Below are 14,861 nucleotides of genomic sequence, written 5' to 3' on the forward strand. Positions count from 1 at the left end.
CGCCCACTCCCACCTCGACCGCCTCCCCGACCGCGAGCGCCAAGAAGAGCGCGACCGCCGAGCCGACGCCGAGCGGCAGCCCGTCCGCCTCGCCCACGACGTCCAGGACGGACCCGCCGGTCAAGCCGTCCGCCACCCCGGGGGCCCAGGTCACCGGCCAGGAGGAGCCCTCATGAGCGCCGTCCGCGCCGCAGCCGCCACCGCAGCCGCCACAGTCGTGCTCAGCGTGGCCGTCGCCGGCTGCGGCATCAGCGGGATCCGCGACGTGCCGCTGCCCGGCGGCGCCGAACTGGGCGAACGCCCCTACACGGTGACCGCCGAGTTCGCCAGCGTGCTGGACCTGGTGCCGCAGGCCGCGGTCCGGGTGAACGACGTCGCCGTCGGCCGCGTCACCGAGATCACCCTGCCGAAGGACGGCTGGACGGCACAGGTCACCATGCTCGTCAACGGCGACGTGAAGCTGCCCGCCGACGCCGAGGCCTGGCTGGAGCAGACCAGCCTGCTGGGCGAGAAGTACGTCCAGCTCGCCGCCCCCGAGGGACGCTCCGCCGGCGGGACCCTGGGCGACGGCGCCCGCATTCCACTGCGCAGGACCAACCGCAACACCGAGGTGGAAGAGCTGTTCGGGGCGCTGTCCATGCTGCTCAACGGCGGCGGCCTGGCCCACATCAGGACCATCACCCGCGAGCTCGACAAGGCGCTCGGCGGCAACGAGGCCGAGATCCGCGCCCTGCTGAAACGGCTCAACGAGCTGACCTCCAACCTGGAGACCCACAAGAAGGACATCACGGACGCGCTGGACGGCCTGGACCGCCTGTCGTCCACGCTCGCCTCGCGCAAGAAGGAGATCGGCACCGTCCTGGAGGACCTCACCCCCGGGCTGAAGGTGCTCGAAGAGCAGCGCGGCAGCCTGGTCACCATGCTCGGCCGGCTGGAGGAGCTGTCGCGGGTGGCGGTCGACACGGTCGAGCGGAGCAAGGCCGACATGGTGGCCGACCTGCGCGCGCTGGAGCCGACGCTGCGCAAGCTGTCCGACGCCGGCCGCGACCTGCCCAGGGCGCTGGAGGTGTCGCTCACCTTCCCGTTCAGCGACGAGGTGATGAACGTGGTCAAGGGCGACTATCTCAACGCGTACCTGTCGATGGCCGCCGCGCCCGACGTGCTGCCGATCATCCCGCCCATCGCCATCAAGGCCGATCCCAGCGACGAGTGGCCCGAGTTGCCGTTCGACATGGTCGAGCAGCAGCCGCGCAAGGCGGGGGCCAGCCCGTCGCCGTCGAAGTCCAAGACGCCGACCCCGACGCCGAGCCCGTCGAAGTCCAGGACGCCGACGCCGGAGGCCACGGAGGAGTCGCCGACGCCCAGCCCGGAACCGCCCGAGTCGCCCGAGCCGAGCCCAAGCCCGGTCCCCACGCCGGTGATCTCCCCGAGCGCCGAGACCACCGGACAGGAGGGTTAGATGCTGACCGTCGCCACCCGCGTCAGGGTCGTGGTGTTCCTGCTCATCGCGGCCGCCGTGATCGGCCACATCGGGATCGACTACGCCAGGCTCGGCCGGTTCTTCGGCGCACCCGGCTACTACGTGGTCAACCTGGAACTGGCCGAGACCGGCGGCCTGTTCCCCGACGCCGGCGTCACCTACCGGGGCGTCACGATCGGGCGCGTCGGCGACATGACGCTCACCGATCGCGGACTGGTCGCCGAACTGCGGATCAACGACTCGTCGCCGCCGATCCCGGCCGAGCTCAAGGCGGTCGTGTCGAACCTGTCGGCGGTCGGCGAGCAGTACGTGGACCTGCGGCCGTCACGTGACGAGGGGCCGTTCCTGGCCGCGGGCGCCACCATCCCGCAGTCGGCGGGAATCACCCCCGCCCCCGTGACCGAGCTGCTGACCAGCGTCAACGCGCTGGCCGCGAGCGTGCCGCTGAACTCGCTGCGCACCGTCGTGGACGAGATGGGCCGGGCCTTCCAGGGCCAGGGGCCGAACCTGCGGGCGCTGCTCGACTACCAGAGCAGCTTCGTGGCCGCCGCCGACCGGAACCTGCGGCCCACCGTCCGGCTGCTGCGCGACGGCGCCTTCGTGCTCAAGACGCAGAACGAGGAGGGCCAGGCGCTGCGGGACTTCGGCCGGGGGGCCGCGCTGCTGGCCGAACAGCTCAAGGAGTCCGACGGCGACCTGCGCAAGGTGATCACCGAGGCGCCCGGCGCCACCCGCGAGGTCGCCAAGCTGATCAGGGACCTCGATCCCGGGTTCGGCCTGCTGGTCGCCAACCTGCTCACCACCAGCGACCTGACCTACACCCGCCAGCGCGGCATGGAGGAGCTGTTCGTCCGGCTGCCGCAGGTGGCGGCCATCGGCACGACGGTGGCCCAGTCGGGATCGTTCACGTTCGGGCTGACCAACACGTTCTTCAACCCGCTGCCCTGCGTGCGCGGCTACGAGCGCACGACGTACCGCAACGGGCTGGTCACCTCCGAAGCGCCGCTGAACACCGCGGCCAGGTGCACGACGCCGGCCTCGACCGGCGTCAACGTGCGCGGCTCGGCCAACGCGCCCCAGGGCGGCGTGCCAGAGCCCGCCCGGCCGGGCTCGCTCGACCTGGGCGAGCTGCCCGGGCAGGACGAGCACAGCCTGCTCACGCTCGGCCCCGACGACGCACCGGACCCCACTCCGGACGACTTGCCGGACCACGCACCCGACGACTCGCCGGACAACGACATCGAGGAGCTGCTGTGGCCCGACGATCGCTGATCCCGTGGGTGGAACGGGCCTGCCTGGCCCTGGCCGCGGCCGGCCTGCTGTTCTGCGGCTGGTCCGGCTGGACGCTGTGGCAGTCCGGCGGCAACCCGCAGGTCGAGCTGGCCAGGGACCGCGACCAGGCGCTGGAGGCGGGCAGACGGCAGCTCGCCGCGCTCAACTCGATCGACGGCGCCCGCGTCGACGCCGGGCTGCGCCTGTGGCGTGAGTCCACCACCGGCGCGCTGCACGACGAGCTGGCCGGCAAGGAGGCCGAGAACCGGCAGGCCATCGCGCGGACCGGCACCAGCGCCCAGGCCAGCACGGTCCAGGCCGCGGTGACGGCGTTCGACGCGGGCGCGGGCGACGCCCAGATCATCGCCTCGGTCCGGATCCAGGTGACCGGGAGCGGCGGGGACGTCTCCGTCCAGCACAAGCGCTTCCAGGCCGGGATGACCAGGACGGACAGCGGGTGGAAGGTCAAATCGTTCGCCGCGATCCCGGCCGTGGCCGAGTGACGCGGGCACAGGAAGGGAGGGGCGCGCGGTGAACACCGAGACCATCACGGAACCGGACCCGGCTCCGGAAGCGGGACCAGACCCGGGCACGGCCTCGGAATCGGGGCCGGACACCGGTTCGGCGGTGGGGCCGGAAGCGGGTTCGGAACCGGGCGGCGAGGTCGCGCCGGCCGCCGGCGTCCCGGCTGATACGGCCGGTACGGCCGTCGCGGGGCGTGGCAGGCACGGCGCCCCCAGGCGGCGGGTACGGCTCGGGCGAGGGTGGCCCGCCTGGCCGGGATGGCGGGGCCTGCCGTGGCGGGCGCTGCGTCCCCGAGCCAGGATCGCCGTGCTGACGTCGGTCGCGGTGGCCTGCTGCGCGGGCGGCCTGGCCCTGCAGACCGCCAGAGCCGCGAGCGCCGGTCAGGTGGTGACCAACCCCGCCCTGCTGGACGCCACCGCCACCGCCCGGGTGACCGGAGACGTCAGCAACGCGCTGACCAAGATCTTCTCCTACTCTCCGGAAGAGCTGGCGGCCACCGAGCAGAGCGCGGCCGAGGTCCTGGCGGGCCGGGCCGCCGAGCAGTACAGCCGGCTGTTCGCCCAGGTCGAGCAGGACGCGGTGGCGCAGCGGGCGACGCTGACCAGCAGGGTGGCGCGGGCCGGCGTCATCGAGCTGTCCGGCGACACCGCGCGCCTGCTGGTCTTCCTCGACCAGACCGCCACCCGACGGGGCCGCGTCACGGGTCCTCCGGTGGCGGCGCAGCTCACGGTGACCGCGCGGCTGTCCGGCGGCCACTGGCGCATCACCGAGATCTCCTCGACGGAGGCGGACCGATGACGAGCACCCAGACCGAGAAGCCCCCCGCCGAGCCGGCCCCGCCCGAGCCGGCCGCCGCTGAGCTGGCCCCGCCCGAGCCGGCCGCTGCTGAGTCGGACCCGCGCGAGCCCGCCGCCGTCGAGCCGGATCCGCCCGAGTCCGCCGAGCAGGCGGCGCCCGCCGTGGCCGCGGACCTGGCGCCGGAGACGGCGGAACCGGAACCCAACCCCGCCGAGCCCGAGTCCGACCCGGAGGAGTTGCCGCCCGCCGCCCGGCTTGGCACCGCCCGGCTGCGCGTGGTCGCGGTCGCGATGCTCGCCGTCGCCGCGCTGAGCGCCGCCTGGTTCGGCTGGTCCTGGCACAGCGCCGCGAACGACCCGGCCATCCGGTACGCCCAGGTACGCGATGAAGCGCTCAGAAGCGGCTCCCAGGCCGTACAGAACATGAACACCCTCAGCCACCGCACGGTCGAGCAGGACCTGCGCCTCTGGGAGGACTCCACCACCGCCCAGCTCCACCAGCAGATCGTGCAGGGCCGAGCGGCGTTCGTCGAGCAGGTCGCCAAGGCCAGGACCGCCACCACCGCCAAGATCCTCGAAGCGGCCCTGACCGACCTGGACGCCGACGCGGGCAGGGCCCGCATCCTCGCCGCCGTGCAGATCACCGTGATCCCCGAACAGGGGGAGCCGGTGATCAAGAAGAGCCGCCTCGTCGGAGAGCTGATCAAGACCGCCGCCGGTTGGAAACTCGGCGCGCTGAGCCAGGCCGTCGCAGGACCGACCGGCCGGTAAGGGGACATCGACATGAACACCGACGAGAACACTCCGCAGGAGAACCCCGTGACGAAGATTCCCACCCAGGCCGAGCCGGGCGACGACCTCGTCTACGCCGCGCCCGCCCCTGCCGCGGAGGCCGCACCCGGGTTCGAGGCCCCGGCTGGATTCGAGGCCCCGACCGGGTTCGAGGCCGCACCCGGGTTCGAGGCCGCGCCCGGGTTCGAGGCTCCCGCGGACCACTCCGTGGCGCGGCAGCAGGACTACCACCAGCCCATCGCCGACTCGCAGCCCCAGTTCCAGCCGTTCATGCCGGTGCGGGCGCACGCCGGCGCCGTGCCGCAGGCCGTCGGGCGGAGCTTTCCGAGCCCGCTGCTGATCTGGAAGCACACGGTCCCGGTCCTGGCCTGGGCGGTCAAGGTCGCCACCCGGCTGATCGCGCTGGTGCTCGTTCTGTACGCGGTCTTCCTGGTCTTCAAGGCCAACACGGCCAACGTCTGGTACCAGACGGCCGAGTCCCTGTCGGCCTCGCTCTCGCTGGGCATGACCAGCCTCTTCCAGCTCGCGGACAGCCGCTGGGAGACGCTGGTCAACTACGGGCTCGCCGCCGTGGTCTGGCTGATCGCGGGCTCCGTCGTGTCGGGCCTGCTCCGCCGGACCGTGCCGTGACGTGGCGGCGGCTGTGGCTGCCGGCCGTACTGGCGGTGGCCACGGTGCTGCTGGGCGGCGTGGCCGCCTGGTCCGCGGGACAGGCATCCGACATCAGGAACACCTCCACAACCCGAAATGCTGCCATGACCGACCAAACACGGACGAGCCAGGTCAAGAGCCAGATCATTGACGCGGTGAACACGGTCTTCTCCTACAACCACGCCGACGTCGCCAAGACCGAGAAGGCGGCCCAGGAGCTTCTCACCGGCGACGCGGTCCAGCAGTACAACGGGATCTTCGGCGTCGTCCGCGAGCAGGCGCAGCGCAACAAGCTCGTGCTGACCACCACGGTCACCGACAGCGGGGTGATGCTGCTCGAAGGGGACCGGGCCAGGCTGCTCATCTTCGCCGACCAGCACAGCACCGCCGCGACGGACACGGGCCAGGCGTCGTACGCGCCGGCCATGTTCGCCGTGGGCGCGGTGTTCGTGGACGACCGCTGGAAGATCGAGAACATCGACACGTTCTGACCGAGCCACGGAGCCACGGAGCCGCCGAACCGTCGTGCCCCCGGGAGCCGAGGGACCGGGGACCGCGGACGGGCGGCCGTGGCGGGCCGGTGGGATGATCCGGTGATGAGAAGCGTCGAGGCCCAGCTCCTGCACCGCCCGCCCGGCCTGACGGCGGGCGAGATCGTCCGGTGGCTGGGCGCGGTGCAGGCGCAGGACATCCCGGCCGCCTACCTGGCCTTCCGCGCCCGCTCCAGCACGCTCACCATGGCGGACGTCGACGCGGCCTGGCAGGAGCCGGAGATCGTCCGCACCTGGGGCCCGCGCGGCACGCTGCATTTCGTGCACCGCGACGACCTGCCCTGGATGCACGCGCTGACCAGGCGCGACACGGGCACCCTGCGCCGCCTGGCCGAGGAGGGCGTCACCGGCGACGACCTGCTGCCGCTGATCGGCGGGCTGCTGTCCGGGCAGGGCCCGCTGACCAAGGCCGAACTCGAAGAACGCCTGGCCGGGCGGGCCCGTGGCCAGGGCGTGGTGCACCTGGTCGCGCTGGCCGCCTTCCACGGCCTGGCCGTGCTCGGGCCGCCGCGCGGGGGCAAGCCGACGTACGTCCACGCCGCCGACTGGCTCGGCGCGCCGGTCACGCCCGAGCCGGATCGGGAGCGCGCGCTCAAGGAGCTGGCGCTGCGCTACCGCCGCGCCCACCACCCCGCCGCCCCCGAGGACCTGGCCGCCTGGTCGGGCCTCGCGCTCGGCGAGGCCAGGACGGCCTGGGCACTCACCGCCGCCCAGCCGCCGCCCGAGCGCGCGGACCCGGTGGTACGCCTCGCGCCCGCCTTCGACGAGTACGTGATGGGCTGGAAGAGCCGGGACCCGGTGCTGCCCGCCGAGCACGCCGCCAAGGTCTTCCCCGGCGGGGGCATCCTGCGCCCGGTGGTGCTGGACGACGGCATGATCACCGGAACCTGGAGCCGCAAGGGGGCCGAGGCGAGCGCGCGGCCGTTCACCACAGAGCCACCTGGGCTGGACGCCGAGATCGCCGACGTCCGCCGCTTCCTCAAGAGCCAGGGCCAGTAGGGACTCGGCCCTCTCCGGCGACCAGGACGCCTGCGCCACGTCCCCAGCATCGCCCGGTCCGCTCAGAGGTCGCGGTCGTCCCCTGTCCGGCGCCTTCTGATGGTGATCTCCACCTTGTTCGCGTGGTCGCCTGCGGCGGTGAAGGCCGCCGAGCTGTCCTGGACGATCTCGCCGCGCCACCCGCACCCGCACGACGCCACGTATCCGGCGTCCTGGCCGAGTTCTTCCACCCAGCCGCGGTGGCCCTGGCCGCGTGCCTGCCTGGCCAGGGTGGCGAAGGCCATGACCCACAGGGCGGCGACGCCCCAGGTGACGGTCACCACCACGGCGCCCGCCCACTCGGCCTGGGCGGGGTCTTCCAGCGGTGCGGGTTCTCTGGAACGGGCTCCGGCCAGCCAGACGAAGACCACGATCGCCGCCCCGGTGAGCAGGACCAGGGCCAGTTGCCCGGCCTGGCGCAGCCGGGGGATCCGGGTCAGGACGGTGGCCACCGCCATGACGCCCGCGGCGATCAGAGCGCCCGTCATGGCCCGTGGCAACAGGTGCGATGGCTGGGCGAGGACACGGGCCGCCTGGATCAGCGGGATCACGCCCAGGGCGAGACCACCGGCCACGAGTGCGAGCCAGAACCGCCGTTCGAGGTGATCTTTTCGCACGCCGGGTCAACGGCCGGAGGCGAGGCCGGGTTCCCCCATCTTCTTGTCGCGCAACGCCGGGGCCCCGGGCGGATCGGTCATCGCCAGTGCTCGCGCAGGAGTGCGGCCCCTCGGCGGACGGTGGCCCAGTCGGTGTCCGGCGTCCGGCTCAGCATCTCATCGGGGAAGCCCGCCCGGCGCAGGTGCTCGGCCCGCAACTGCGCCAGATCCAGCTCCACGCCCGCGGGCGGACCGGTGCGCTCCAGTTCGGCGACCCGGGCCGCCATCGTCGCGACCACCGCCTGACCGAAGTCCCGGATCGCGGCCGTGAACTCCGGCGTCGGCACGGTGAGGCGTCCCGATCGGGGGCCGGTGAACGACATGTCCTCGTGCTCGGGGTTGTGCCAGGTCACCAGCACCTCGTCCGTTTCGCCCAGCATGCGCCACATGCGTACCGACGGGGCCGCGTGGAACGGGCTGACGTCGAGGGTGTGGCCGCCGTGCCAGGTCAGGGCGTCCCAGACGGCCTTGGGTGGATCCTCGTCCGGCACGCCGGCCGGCTCGTGTTCGACGAACCAGGCCAGGTCCGGCGGCACCGGCTCCAGGACCTCCGGTGTCATCCCCAGCACGTCCTCCCACGGCCGGGCCAGGTAGTAGTCGCAGCGGAACAGCTCGTGCCCGCCGACCTCGATCCGGTACCAGGCCTCGGTCAACGCGAACCAGTGCAGCACCGGACGGTCGCCGCCCCACGGCGACACCTCGGTCAGCGGACGCATCTCGTAACGGAACCGGATCACCAACAACATTCTGGCACCGTTGATCGTCAGATCGCCGTGAAAGTGAATCACCGGATCGGGTGACTAGGGATAGATGAGCGGTCGATCCGGTGAAGGGCGGGACATGACGGGGGAGAGCATCGCGATGGCGCTGCCGTGGACGGCCCGGGCCCCGGGCGGCGCCGGTTCACCCGGCAACGAAGCGGGAACGGTCCGTGACCCCGACCCGCCCGGCGACACCGGCACGCTCGACCACCCGCTCACGCTCGACCAAGCGGGCACGCTCGACGACGCCGACGGGTTCGCGGCCGTGTTCGACGCGCACTTCGGCGAGATCCACTCCTACGTGGCCCAGCGCCTGGGCGTGGACCACGCCGAGGACGTCGTCGCGGAGACGTTCCTGACCGCCTTCCGCAAGCGGGCGCACTACGACCCCGCGCGCGCCGGCGTGCGGGCGTGGCTGTTCGGCATCGCCACCAACCTCATCGGCAAGCACCGCCGCCTGGAGGCCAGGACGCTGCGCGCGCTCGGCCGCTACGGCCCCGACGCCGACGCGCCCGGGCACGAGGACGCGGTGGCCGTGCGGGTCAGCGCCCAGAGCCTGCGGCCCGACCTGGCCGCCGCGCTGGCCGCGCTGGACCGCCGCGACCGCGACGTGCTGCTGCTCGTCGCGCTGGCCGGGCTGAGCCACGACGAGATCGCCACCGCGCTCGGCATCCCGTACGGCACCGTCGGCTCCCGCCTGAGCCGCGCCAGGCGGAAACTACGCGACAGGCTGGGCGCGACCAACCCGATCCTGGCGGCGGCCGAACATGGATGACCTGCGGCAGATCCGCGACCTGTTCGGCAGCCCGCAGCCGAGCCCGCACGCCCAGGCCAGGGTCTGGCAGCGGGTTCGCGCCGGCCGCCGCCGCAGGCGACTGACCTGGCCGGCGGCCCTGCTGGCGGTCGCCGCCGCGGTGACGGTCGCCGCGCTGTTCCTGAGGCCGGCCGCCCCGGTGGACGGCCGATCGATCCTGCTCGCCGCCGCCACCACGGCCGCCACCTCCGGCACCGGGGCGGAAGGCGGCACGTACTGGCACATCAAGAAGGTCCACGACGGCACCAGGGTGACCGAACTGTGGGCGACCAGGGACGGCCGGGCCTGGACGGGGGAGCGGGGCCGGATCGTCCAGGTCAAGGGCGGCTCGCCGTACAGCATGGGCGGGCGGGAGCTGACCTACCAGCAGATCGCGGCGCTGCCCGCGGACGCGGCCGCGCTCAGGCAGCGGGTGTCGGCGATGTTGCCGCCGGGCTCGCCGGCGCTGCTCGCCGACGCGCTCGCCGGGCTGCTGTGGAGCAAGCCGTCGCCGCCCGGGGTGCGGGCCGCCGCCTACCGGGCGCTCGCCGACCTGCCCGAGGTTCGCTACCTGGGCGAAGGCGCGGACGCGCGCGGCCGTTCAGGTGAGGTGTTCGCGTTCGCGCTGACCGGCGGCGGACGGCGGACGCTGATCGTCGACCCGGACACCTCGCAGGTGCTGTCGGCCACCGACGACGGCGGCAGGTCGCAGGTCGTGCTCGAAGCGGGCTGGACCGACCAGGGCCCCGGCCTCCGCTAACCCACCTACTTCATCACTTTGCGCGGCGCGGGGGTTTCGCGCGCCCGGAAACAGGAGCGACGAGCGTGTTCTGGCGTGCCCGTACCACCTCAGGCCAGGCCATCTGCCTGAGCGACCAGTTTCCCGCGATCAAAACGGACGAGGTGCTGACGGGCCGGGTCCGGTTCGTCGGGTTGCCGCCCGTCGACCTCGGCGACGTCGTCGACTGGACGGCGAACCCGCACGGCAACCGCTCCTGGGCGCTCAACCTGCACGCGTTGCGCTGGGCGGGCCGCCTGACCGGCGAGTACGAGCGCACCGGGGAACGCGCGTACCTCGACCGCGCCGCCGAGGTGGCCGAGCAGTGGATCGAGGCCAACCCGCGGGGCGGGCGCGGCGTGAGCGAGTGGGCGTGGGCCGAGCACGCGGTCGCGCTCCGGGCGCCCGCGCTGGTGTGTCTCAGCGAGCACGTACGCTCCCGCCGCCTGTGGGACAGCCTGGCCGAGCACGGCGAGGTCCTGGCCGACCCGGCGCTCTACCGGCGCGGCCACAACCACGGCCTCGACCAGGACATCGCGCTGCTGGTGGTGGGCTGCAGGCTGGGGCGGGCGTCCTGGCGGAACCTGGCCGTGCGCAGGATGACCGACTCGGCCGAGCACGCCATCGACGCGCAGGGCGTCCTGCACGAGCAGGCGCCGCGCTACGGCCTGTACGTGCACCGCAGGCTCGGCGTGGCGCTGCGGGCCATCGGCGAGAGCGGCGCGGAGCCGCCGCAGCGGCTGATCGCCAGGCGGGCGGCGCTGGAGACGTACATCGCGCACGCCACCCAGCCGGACGGCCGTCTCGTGCCGATCGGCGACAGCCCCGCCGACACCCGCGCCGCCGGGTTCCCGCACGCCGGGCCGCCGGTACGCGTCTTCGACGCCGGCTACGTGTTCGGCAGGACCGCCTGGGACGACCCGGACTCGGCCTACTACTCGATCAGGTTCGGCCCGGGCCGCCGATTGCACGGGCACGAGGACCACCTCGGCGTCACCTACCGGGCGCAGGGCCGCGGGATCCTGGTCGAGGCCGGGTTCCACTCCTACGAGCGGACGCCGTACCAGGAGTGGACGCGCTCGCCAGACGCGCACAACGTGCCCGCCGTCGTGGGCCGCCCGTTCCGTCCTGGTACGGCCACGCGGCTGGTCGAGTCGGGGCTCGGCCCGGACCGGCAGGTGTTCGAGCTGGCCGACGACGCCTACGGGGTGCCGCGTACCAGGCGGGTGCTGGTCGCGCACCGGCCGGGGCTGCTGGCCGTGCACGACTCGGTGCCCGCCGGGTCGCTGCTGCGCAGCCGCTGGCACTTCGACCCGGCGCTGCGCGTGGTCTCACAACGGGACGGCGCGGTCGTGCTCGGCGACGGCGACTGGCGGGTGACGCTGGTGCAGGTGGGCGGCGGCCGGCCGGTGGTGGGCGCGGGCACGGTCTCGCCCGGGTACCTGCGTACCGCCGAGGTCGTGACCGTGGACTCGCCCGCGTCCGCCCGGCTGCTGACGCTCATCGTGCCCGGCTGCGCCGACCCGGACGTGCACGTCGACGGTGGTCTGGTGACCGTCCGCACCCCGGAAGGAACGCTCCGCTTTCCGCACGACCGTCCCCAATAGGCCGAGGTCAGCGCGTTCCGGGGCGTCCAGGGTTTGGTCAGAGCCAGGGGGTGAGTTCCGGGGCGTCCGGGTCGGGGGCGGGGCCGCGGCCGGTGATCCAGGCGGCCAGCTCGGCGGCCGTGCCCCGCACCTCGGGCAGCCCGGCGGCCGGTGGCGGGCCGATCGCCTCCGCCGCCTGCGCCGCCGAGGCAGGCCACGCCCCGGGGATCGGCCACTCGGCCTCCCTGTCGGTCGGGCTCAGCACCAGCCCGGGCCCGTCGCCGCGCCGCGCGCGCTGCCCGGCGACGTCCGTGAGCAGCGCGTCGACCAGCTCTCCAGGGAAGTCGGCGAAGGTCCCGGTGCCGAGGTCAACCGCGTGGATCCACACCTCGCGCGTGCGCATCCAGACGATCTCGGCCGCGGGGACGTCCACGCCCTGCGCCGTACGCACCCGCGCCGCCCAGTCACGCTCGGACATCTCGCCCAGCGCGGCCCGCAGCTCACCGGCGGTGCGCTCGAACAGCTCGGCCAGCGCATCGGGGGAGAGGCCGGCCAGCTCCTCGATCTCCGCGTCGCGCGCCGCCCGCGAGGCGTACATGGGGGTCTCCACGCCGGTGCGGGCCCAGCTCGCGAGCCTGCCCAGCGCCCGCGCGTTGGCGGCGACGTGCGCCACCACGTGCCCACGCGTCCACCCGGGCAGCCGCGACGGCGTGGCGAGGTCGAGCCCGGACAGTTGCCCGGCGAAGTATGCGGTCCCGGCGTCGAGCCAGGTGAGGTCAGCCATCGCGGCGCGCCGTGTTGACCAGCTCGCCGACCCCGGCGATCCGGGTGACGACCTTGCTGCCGTCGCTCAGGTAACGCGGCGGCCTGCGCGCGTGCCCCACCCCGCAGGGCGTGCCCGTCGCGATCACGTCGCCGGGCTTGAGCGTGAGGATCGCCGACAGGTACGCGACCAGCTCCGCCGGCGGGAACACCAGGTCGGACGTGTCGGCCTGCTGCATCACCTCGCCGTCCACCTCGCACTGCATGGTGGGGGCGGCGTCGAGTTCGTCCGGTGTGACCAGGTACGGGCCGAACGGGGTGGTCGACTCGAACGTCTTGCCCTGCAGCCACTGCGGCGTGCGGTTCTGGTAGTCGCGTGCCGTCACGTCGTTGAACACGGCGTAGCCGGCGATCGCGGACTCTGCCTGCTCGGGCGTGGCGTTCCTGACCGGGCTGCCGATGATCACCGCCAGCTCCGCCTCCCAGTCGACGGCCGCGGAGCCCGCCGGCAGCACGATGTCGTCGTACGGGCCGATCAGCGCCTCGGCGAACTTGGCGAACACGGTCGGGTACCGGGGTCGCTCGCGGCCCGTCTCCTGGATGTGATCACGGTAGTTGAGCCCGACACACATGATCTTGCCCGGCTGCGGCACCACCGGCGCCAGGTCGGCGGTGGACAGCGGATGCCGGGGACCGTCGGCCGCCGCCGCCCGCGCGCGCCAGTCCGGGTCGGCGAGCAGCAGGCCCACGTCCGGCGCCCCGATCTCCACGGCCAGGTCGCCGTCGACGCGAGCGGCCGCGGTGCGCCGGGGCAGCCGCAGCGTGGCGAGCTTCACGCGCGCTCCTCTCGATTACGCCTACGGTTTCCGTCCGACGCCGGCGTAGTGCCGGGCGTGGTCGGCCGGTGTCTCGTCGCCGGGACGCCAGGTGGTGATCTTCACCAGGCCCGGCTCGACCAGGCCGAGGCCGTCGAAGAACCGGCCGATCCTGGCGTACGTGCGCGGGGTGGTGAAGCCGCCGTCGCCCGGGTCGCCGAAGTCGAGCGTGGCGTGCGAGATCACCAGATGGCTGCCCGGCGGCACCGGCTCGACCAGCCGGCGGACCAGGCCCAGCGGATCGTCGGAGTCCGGGACGAAGTGCAGCACGGACACGAGCAGCACCGCCACCGGCCGGGTGAGGTCGAGCACGTCGAGCACCTCGGGGAGGCCGAACACCTTCTCCGGCGCGCGCGGATCGGCGCGGACGTAGCCGGCCCCGGGATCGATCGCCCGGACCACCTCGCGCGAGTCGCTCTGGGCGAGATCGAGGAACTGGGTGATGCCACGGGAGCTCAGGAACTCCACCGCGCGGCGCAGGAACGCCCGGTTCTCCGGCTCGTTCATCGTCGGGCCCTCGCGCCCATGCTCGGGGAGCGTCCGTCTTCTGGGAGGGGGAGAGACACGTGCGGCACCTCCAGCATCACCGGCCTCCCATGATCCTAGACCGGTGGTCGGCGGAAGTCGTCGTCCCCGCCCGGCGAGACGAGGCCCGTCTCGTACGCCAGCACCACCGCCTGGGCCCTGTCACGCAGGCCCAGCTTGGTGAAGATGCGCGTGACGTGCGTCTTCACCGTGGTCTCGCTGAGCGACAACCGCTCGGCCAGCTCCGCGTTGGACAGTCCGCGGCCCATGAGCGTCAGCACCTCCAGCTCCCTCGGCGTCAGCGCGGCCAGGTCCCGGTGCACGGCGGGGCCGCGGGGGACCGCGTCGACCGGCAGCCTGTCGGTGGCGGCGAAACGCTCGACGAGCCGCCGGGTGATCGACGGGGCCAGCAGCGCGTCACCGGTGTCCACCAGCCGGACGGCGGCGGCCAGGTGCTCCGGGGTGACGTCCTTGAGCAGGAAGCCGCTGGCGCCGATGGACAGGGCGGCGTAGACGTAGCGGTCGAGGTCGAAGGTGGTCAGCATGATCACCCGGCAGGCCGGGTCGGCGGCCAGGATCCTGCGGGCGGCCTCCAGACCGTCCATGACGGGCATGCGGATGTCCAGGAGCACGACGTCGGGGCGCAGCGCGCGCACCACCTGGACCGCCTCGGCCCCGTCGGCGGCCTCGCCGACGACGTCGATGCCGCGCGCGGTGAGTATGAGACGGAACCCGGTGCGGACGAGCGCCTGATCGTCGGCCACCACCACCCGCGGCCCGGCCCCCGCGACCGGACCAGCGGGTTCGCGCGCTCCGGCCGCCTCGGGGGTGTGGTCGCGGGCTCCGGCCGCCTCAAGGCTGGGGTCGCCGGTCATGGACGGCCCACGGAGATTCGGGCGCTGGTCATGGGCGGCCCACGGAGATTCGGGCGCAGGTCATGGGCGGTCCAGGGGGATTCGGGCGCGGACCCGGTAGCCGCCGCCGAGTCGGCGCCGGGCGTCCAGGTCGCCGCCGTAGAC

Annotated in this window: 17 protein-coding genes; 11 read left to right on the plus strand and 6 right to left on the minus strand. The window is 73.6% G+C overall.

Annotation, left to right across the window (positions count from 1 at the left end; genetic code table 11):
• Positions 1-172: 172 nt before the first annotated feature.
• The 8 genes from HII36_RS46865 (at position 173) to HII36_RS46900 (ending at position 7,067) form a co-directional block, all read left to right on the plus strand.
• The gene (locus HII36_RS46865; RefSeq protein ID WP_173529850.1) at positions 173-1,459 is read left to right on the plus strand and encodes an MCE family protein; all 1,287 of its coding nucleotides are present in this window, start codon (positions 173-175) and stop codon (positions 1,457-1,459) included.
• A complete protein-coding gene (locus tag HII36_RS46870) occupies positions 1,460-2,752 on the plus strand; it encodes an MlaD family protein (protein ID WP_173529851.1) in 1,293 nt (430 codons plus the stop codon).
• Entirely contained in the window at positions 2,734-3,255 is a 522-nt protein-coding gene (locus HII36_RS46875; RefSeq protein ID WP_173529852.1) for a hypothetical protein, read from the plus strand. Before HII36_RS46870 ends, HII36_RS46875 begins: the two co-directional genes overlap by 19 nt.
• A 28-nt stretch (positions 3,256-3,283) precedes the next feature.
• Positions 3,284-4,075 carry a hypothetical protein gene (locus HII36_RS46880; protein ID WP_173529853.1) on the plus strand — a complete coding sequence of 264 codons (792 nt, stop codon included), beginning with the start codon at positions 3,284-3,286 and terminating at the stop codon, positions 4,073-4,075.
• A complete protein-coding gene (locus tag HII36_RS56145; RefSeq protein WP_217370830.1) occupies positions 4,072-4,845 on the plus strand; it encodes a hypothetical protein in 774 nt (257 codons plus the stop codon). The genes HII36_RS46880 and HII36_RS56145 overlap by 4 nt, the downstream gene beginning before the upstream one ends.
• A gap of 12 nt (positions 4,846-4,857) precedes the next feature.
• Entirely contained in the window at positions 4,858-5,496 is a 639-nt protein-coding gene (locus HII36_RS46890; protein WP_173529854.1) for a hypothetical protein, read from the plus strand.
• On the plus strand, positions 5,493-6,008 hold the full coding sequence (locus HII36_RS46895) for a hypothetical protein (protein WP_173529855.1): 516 nt from the start codon (positions 5,493-5,495) through the stop codon (positions 6,006-6,008). The genes HII36_RS46890 and HII36_RS46895 overlap by 4 nt, the downstream gene beginning before the upstream one ends.
• A gap of 105 nt (positions 6,009-6,113) precedes the next feature.
• Positions 6,114-7,067, plus strand: a complete 954-nt coding sequence (locus tag HII36_RS46900) for a winged helix DNA-binding domain-containing protein (protein WP_173529856.1) — start codon at positions 6,114-6,116, stop codon at positions 7,065-7,067.
• 62 nt (positions 7,068-7,129) lie between these two features.
• Here the strand turns inward: HII36_RS46900 and HII36_RS46905 are convergent, their stop codons facing one another.
• Positions 7,130-7,723 (minus strand): hypothetical protein, encoded by a 594-nt coding sequence (locus HII36_RS46905; protein WP_173529857.1) that lies wholly within the window; start codon positions 7,721-7,723, stop codon positions 7,130-7,132.
• A gap of 77 nt (positions 7,724-7,800) precedes the next feature.
• Positions 7,801-8,499, minus strand: a complete 699-nt coding sequence (locus HII36_RS46910; RefSeq protein ID WP_173529858.1) for a DUF5984 family protein — start codon at positions 8,497-8,499, stop codon at positions 7,801-7,803.
• A 103-nt stretch (positions 8,500-8,602) separates the two neighbouring features.
• Here HII36_RS46910 and HII36_RS46915 point away from each other — a divergent pair, with 103 nt between their 5' ends.
• The 3 genes from HII36_RS46915 (at position 8,603) to HII36_RS46925 (ending at position 11,701) form a co-directional block, all read left to right on the plus strand.
• Positions 8,603-9,298 carry an RNA polymerase sigma factor gene (locus tag HII36_RS46915; RefSeq protein WP_236004695.1) on the plus strand — a complete coding sequence of 232 codons (696 nt, stop codon included), beginning with the start codon at positions 8,603-8,605 and terminating at the stop codon, positions 9,296-9,298.
• The gene (locus HII36_RS46920) at positions 9,291-10,076 is read left to right on the plus strand and encodes a CU044_5270 family protein (RefSeq protein ID WP_173529859.1); all 786 of its coding nucleotides are present in this window, start codon (positions 9,291-9,293) and stop codon (positions 10,074-10,076) included. Before HII36_RS46915 ends, HII36_RS46920 begins: the two co-directional genes overlap by 8 nt.
• A gap of 65 nt (positions 10,077-10,141) precedes the next feature.
• A complete protein-coding gene (locus HII36_RS46925) occupies positions 10,142-11,701 on the plus strand; it encodes a heparinase II/III domain-containing protein (protein WP_173529860.1) in 1,560 nt (519 codons plus the stop codon).
• Positions 11,702-11,738: 37 nt separating this feature from the next.
• Here HII36_RS46925 and HII36_RS46930 read toward each other — a convergent pair whose 3' ends face one another.
• The 4 genes from HII36_RS46930 to HII36_RS46945 all read right to left on the minus strand — a co-directional run bounded on the left by HII36_RS46930 (position 11,739) and on the right by HII36_RS46945 (position 14,717).
• Complete coding sequence (locus HII36_RS46930; RefSeq protein ID WP_173529861.1) at positions 11,739-12,464, minus strand: maleylpyruvate isomerase family mycothiol-dependent enzyme; 726 nt, start codon at positions 12,462-12,464, stop codon at positions 11,739-11,741.
• Entirely contained in the window at positions 12,457-13,278 is an 822-nt protein-coding gene (locus HII36_RS46935; protein WP_173529862.1) for a fumarylacetoacetate hydrolase family protein, read from the minus strand. Before HII36_RS46935 ends, HII36_RS46930 begins: the two co-directional genes overlap by 8 nt.
• A 21-nt stretch (positions 13,279-13,299) precedes the next feature.
• Positions 13,300-13,824, minus strand: a complete 525-nt coding sequence (locus HII36_RS46940; protein WP_173529863.1) for an SAM-dependent methyltransferase — start codon at positions 13,822-13,824, stop codon at positions 13,300-13,302.
• A gap of 95 nt (positions 13,825-13,919) precedes the next feature.
• Positions 13,920-14,717 carry a response regulator gene (locus HII36_RS46945; protein WP_173529864.1) on the minus strand — a complete coding sequence of 266 codons (798 nt, stop codon included), beginning with the start codon at positions 14,715-14,717 and terminating at the stop codon, positions 13,920-13,922.
• Positions 14,718-14,861: the final 144 nt, after the last annotated feature.

It is taken from the genome of Nonomuraea antri (assembly GCF_013283785.1).
In the GTDB taxonomy this organism is placed as follows: domain Bacteria; phylum Actinomycetota; class Actinomycetes; order Streptosporangiales; family Streptosporangiaceae; genus Nonomuraea; species Nonomuraea antri.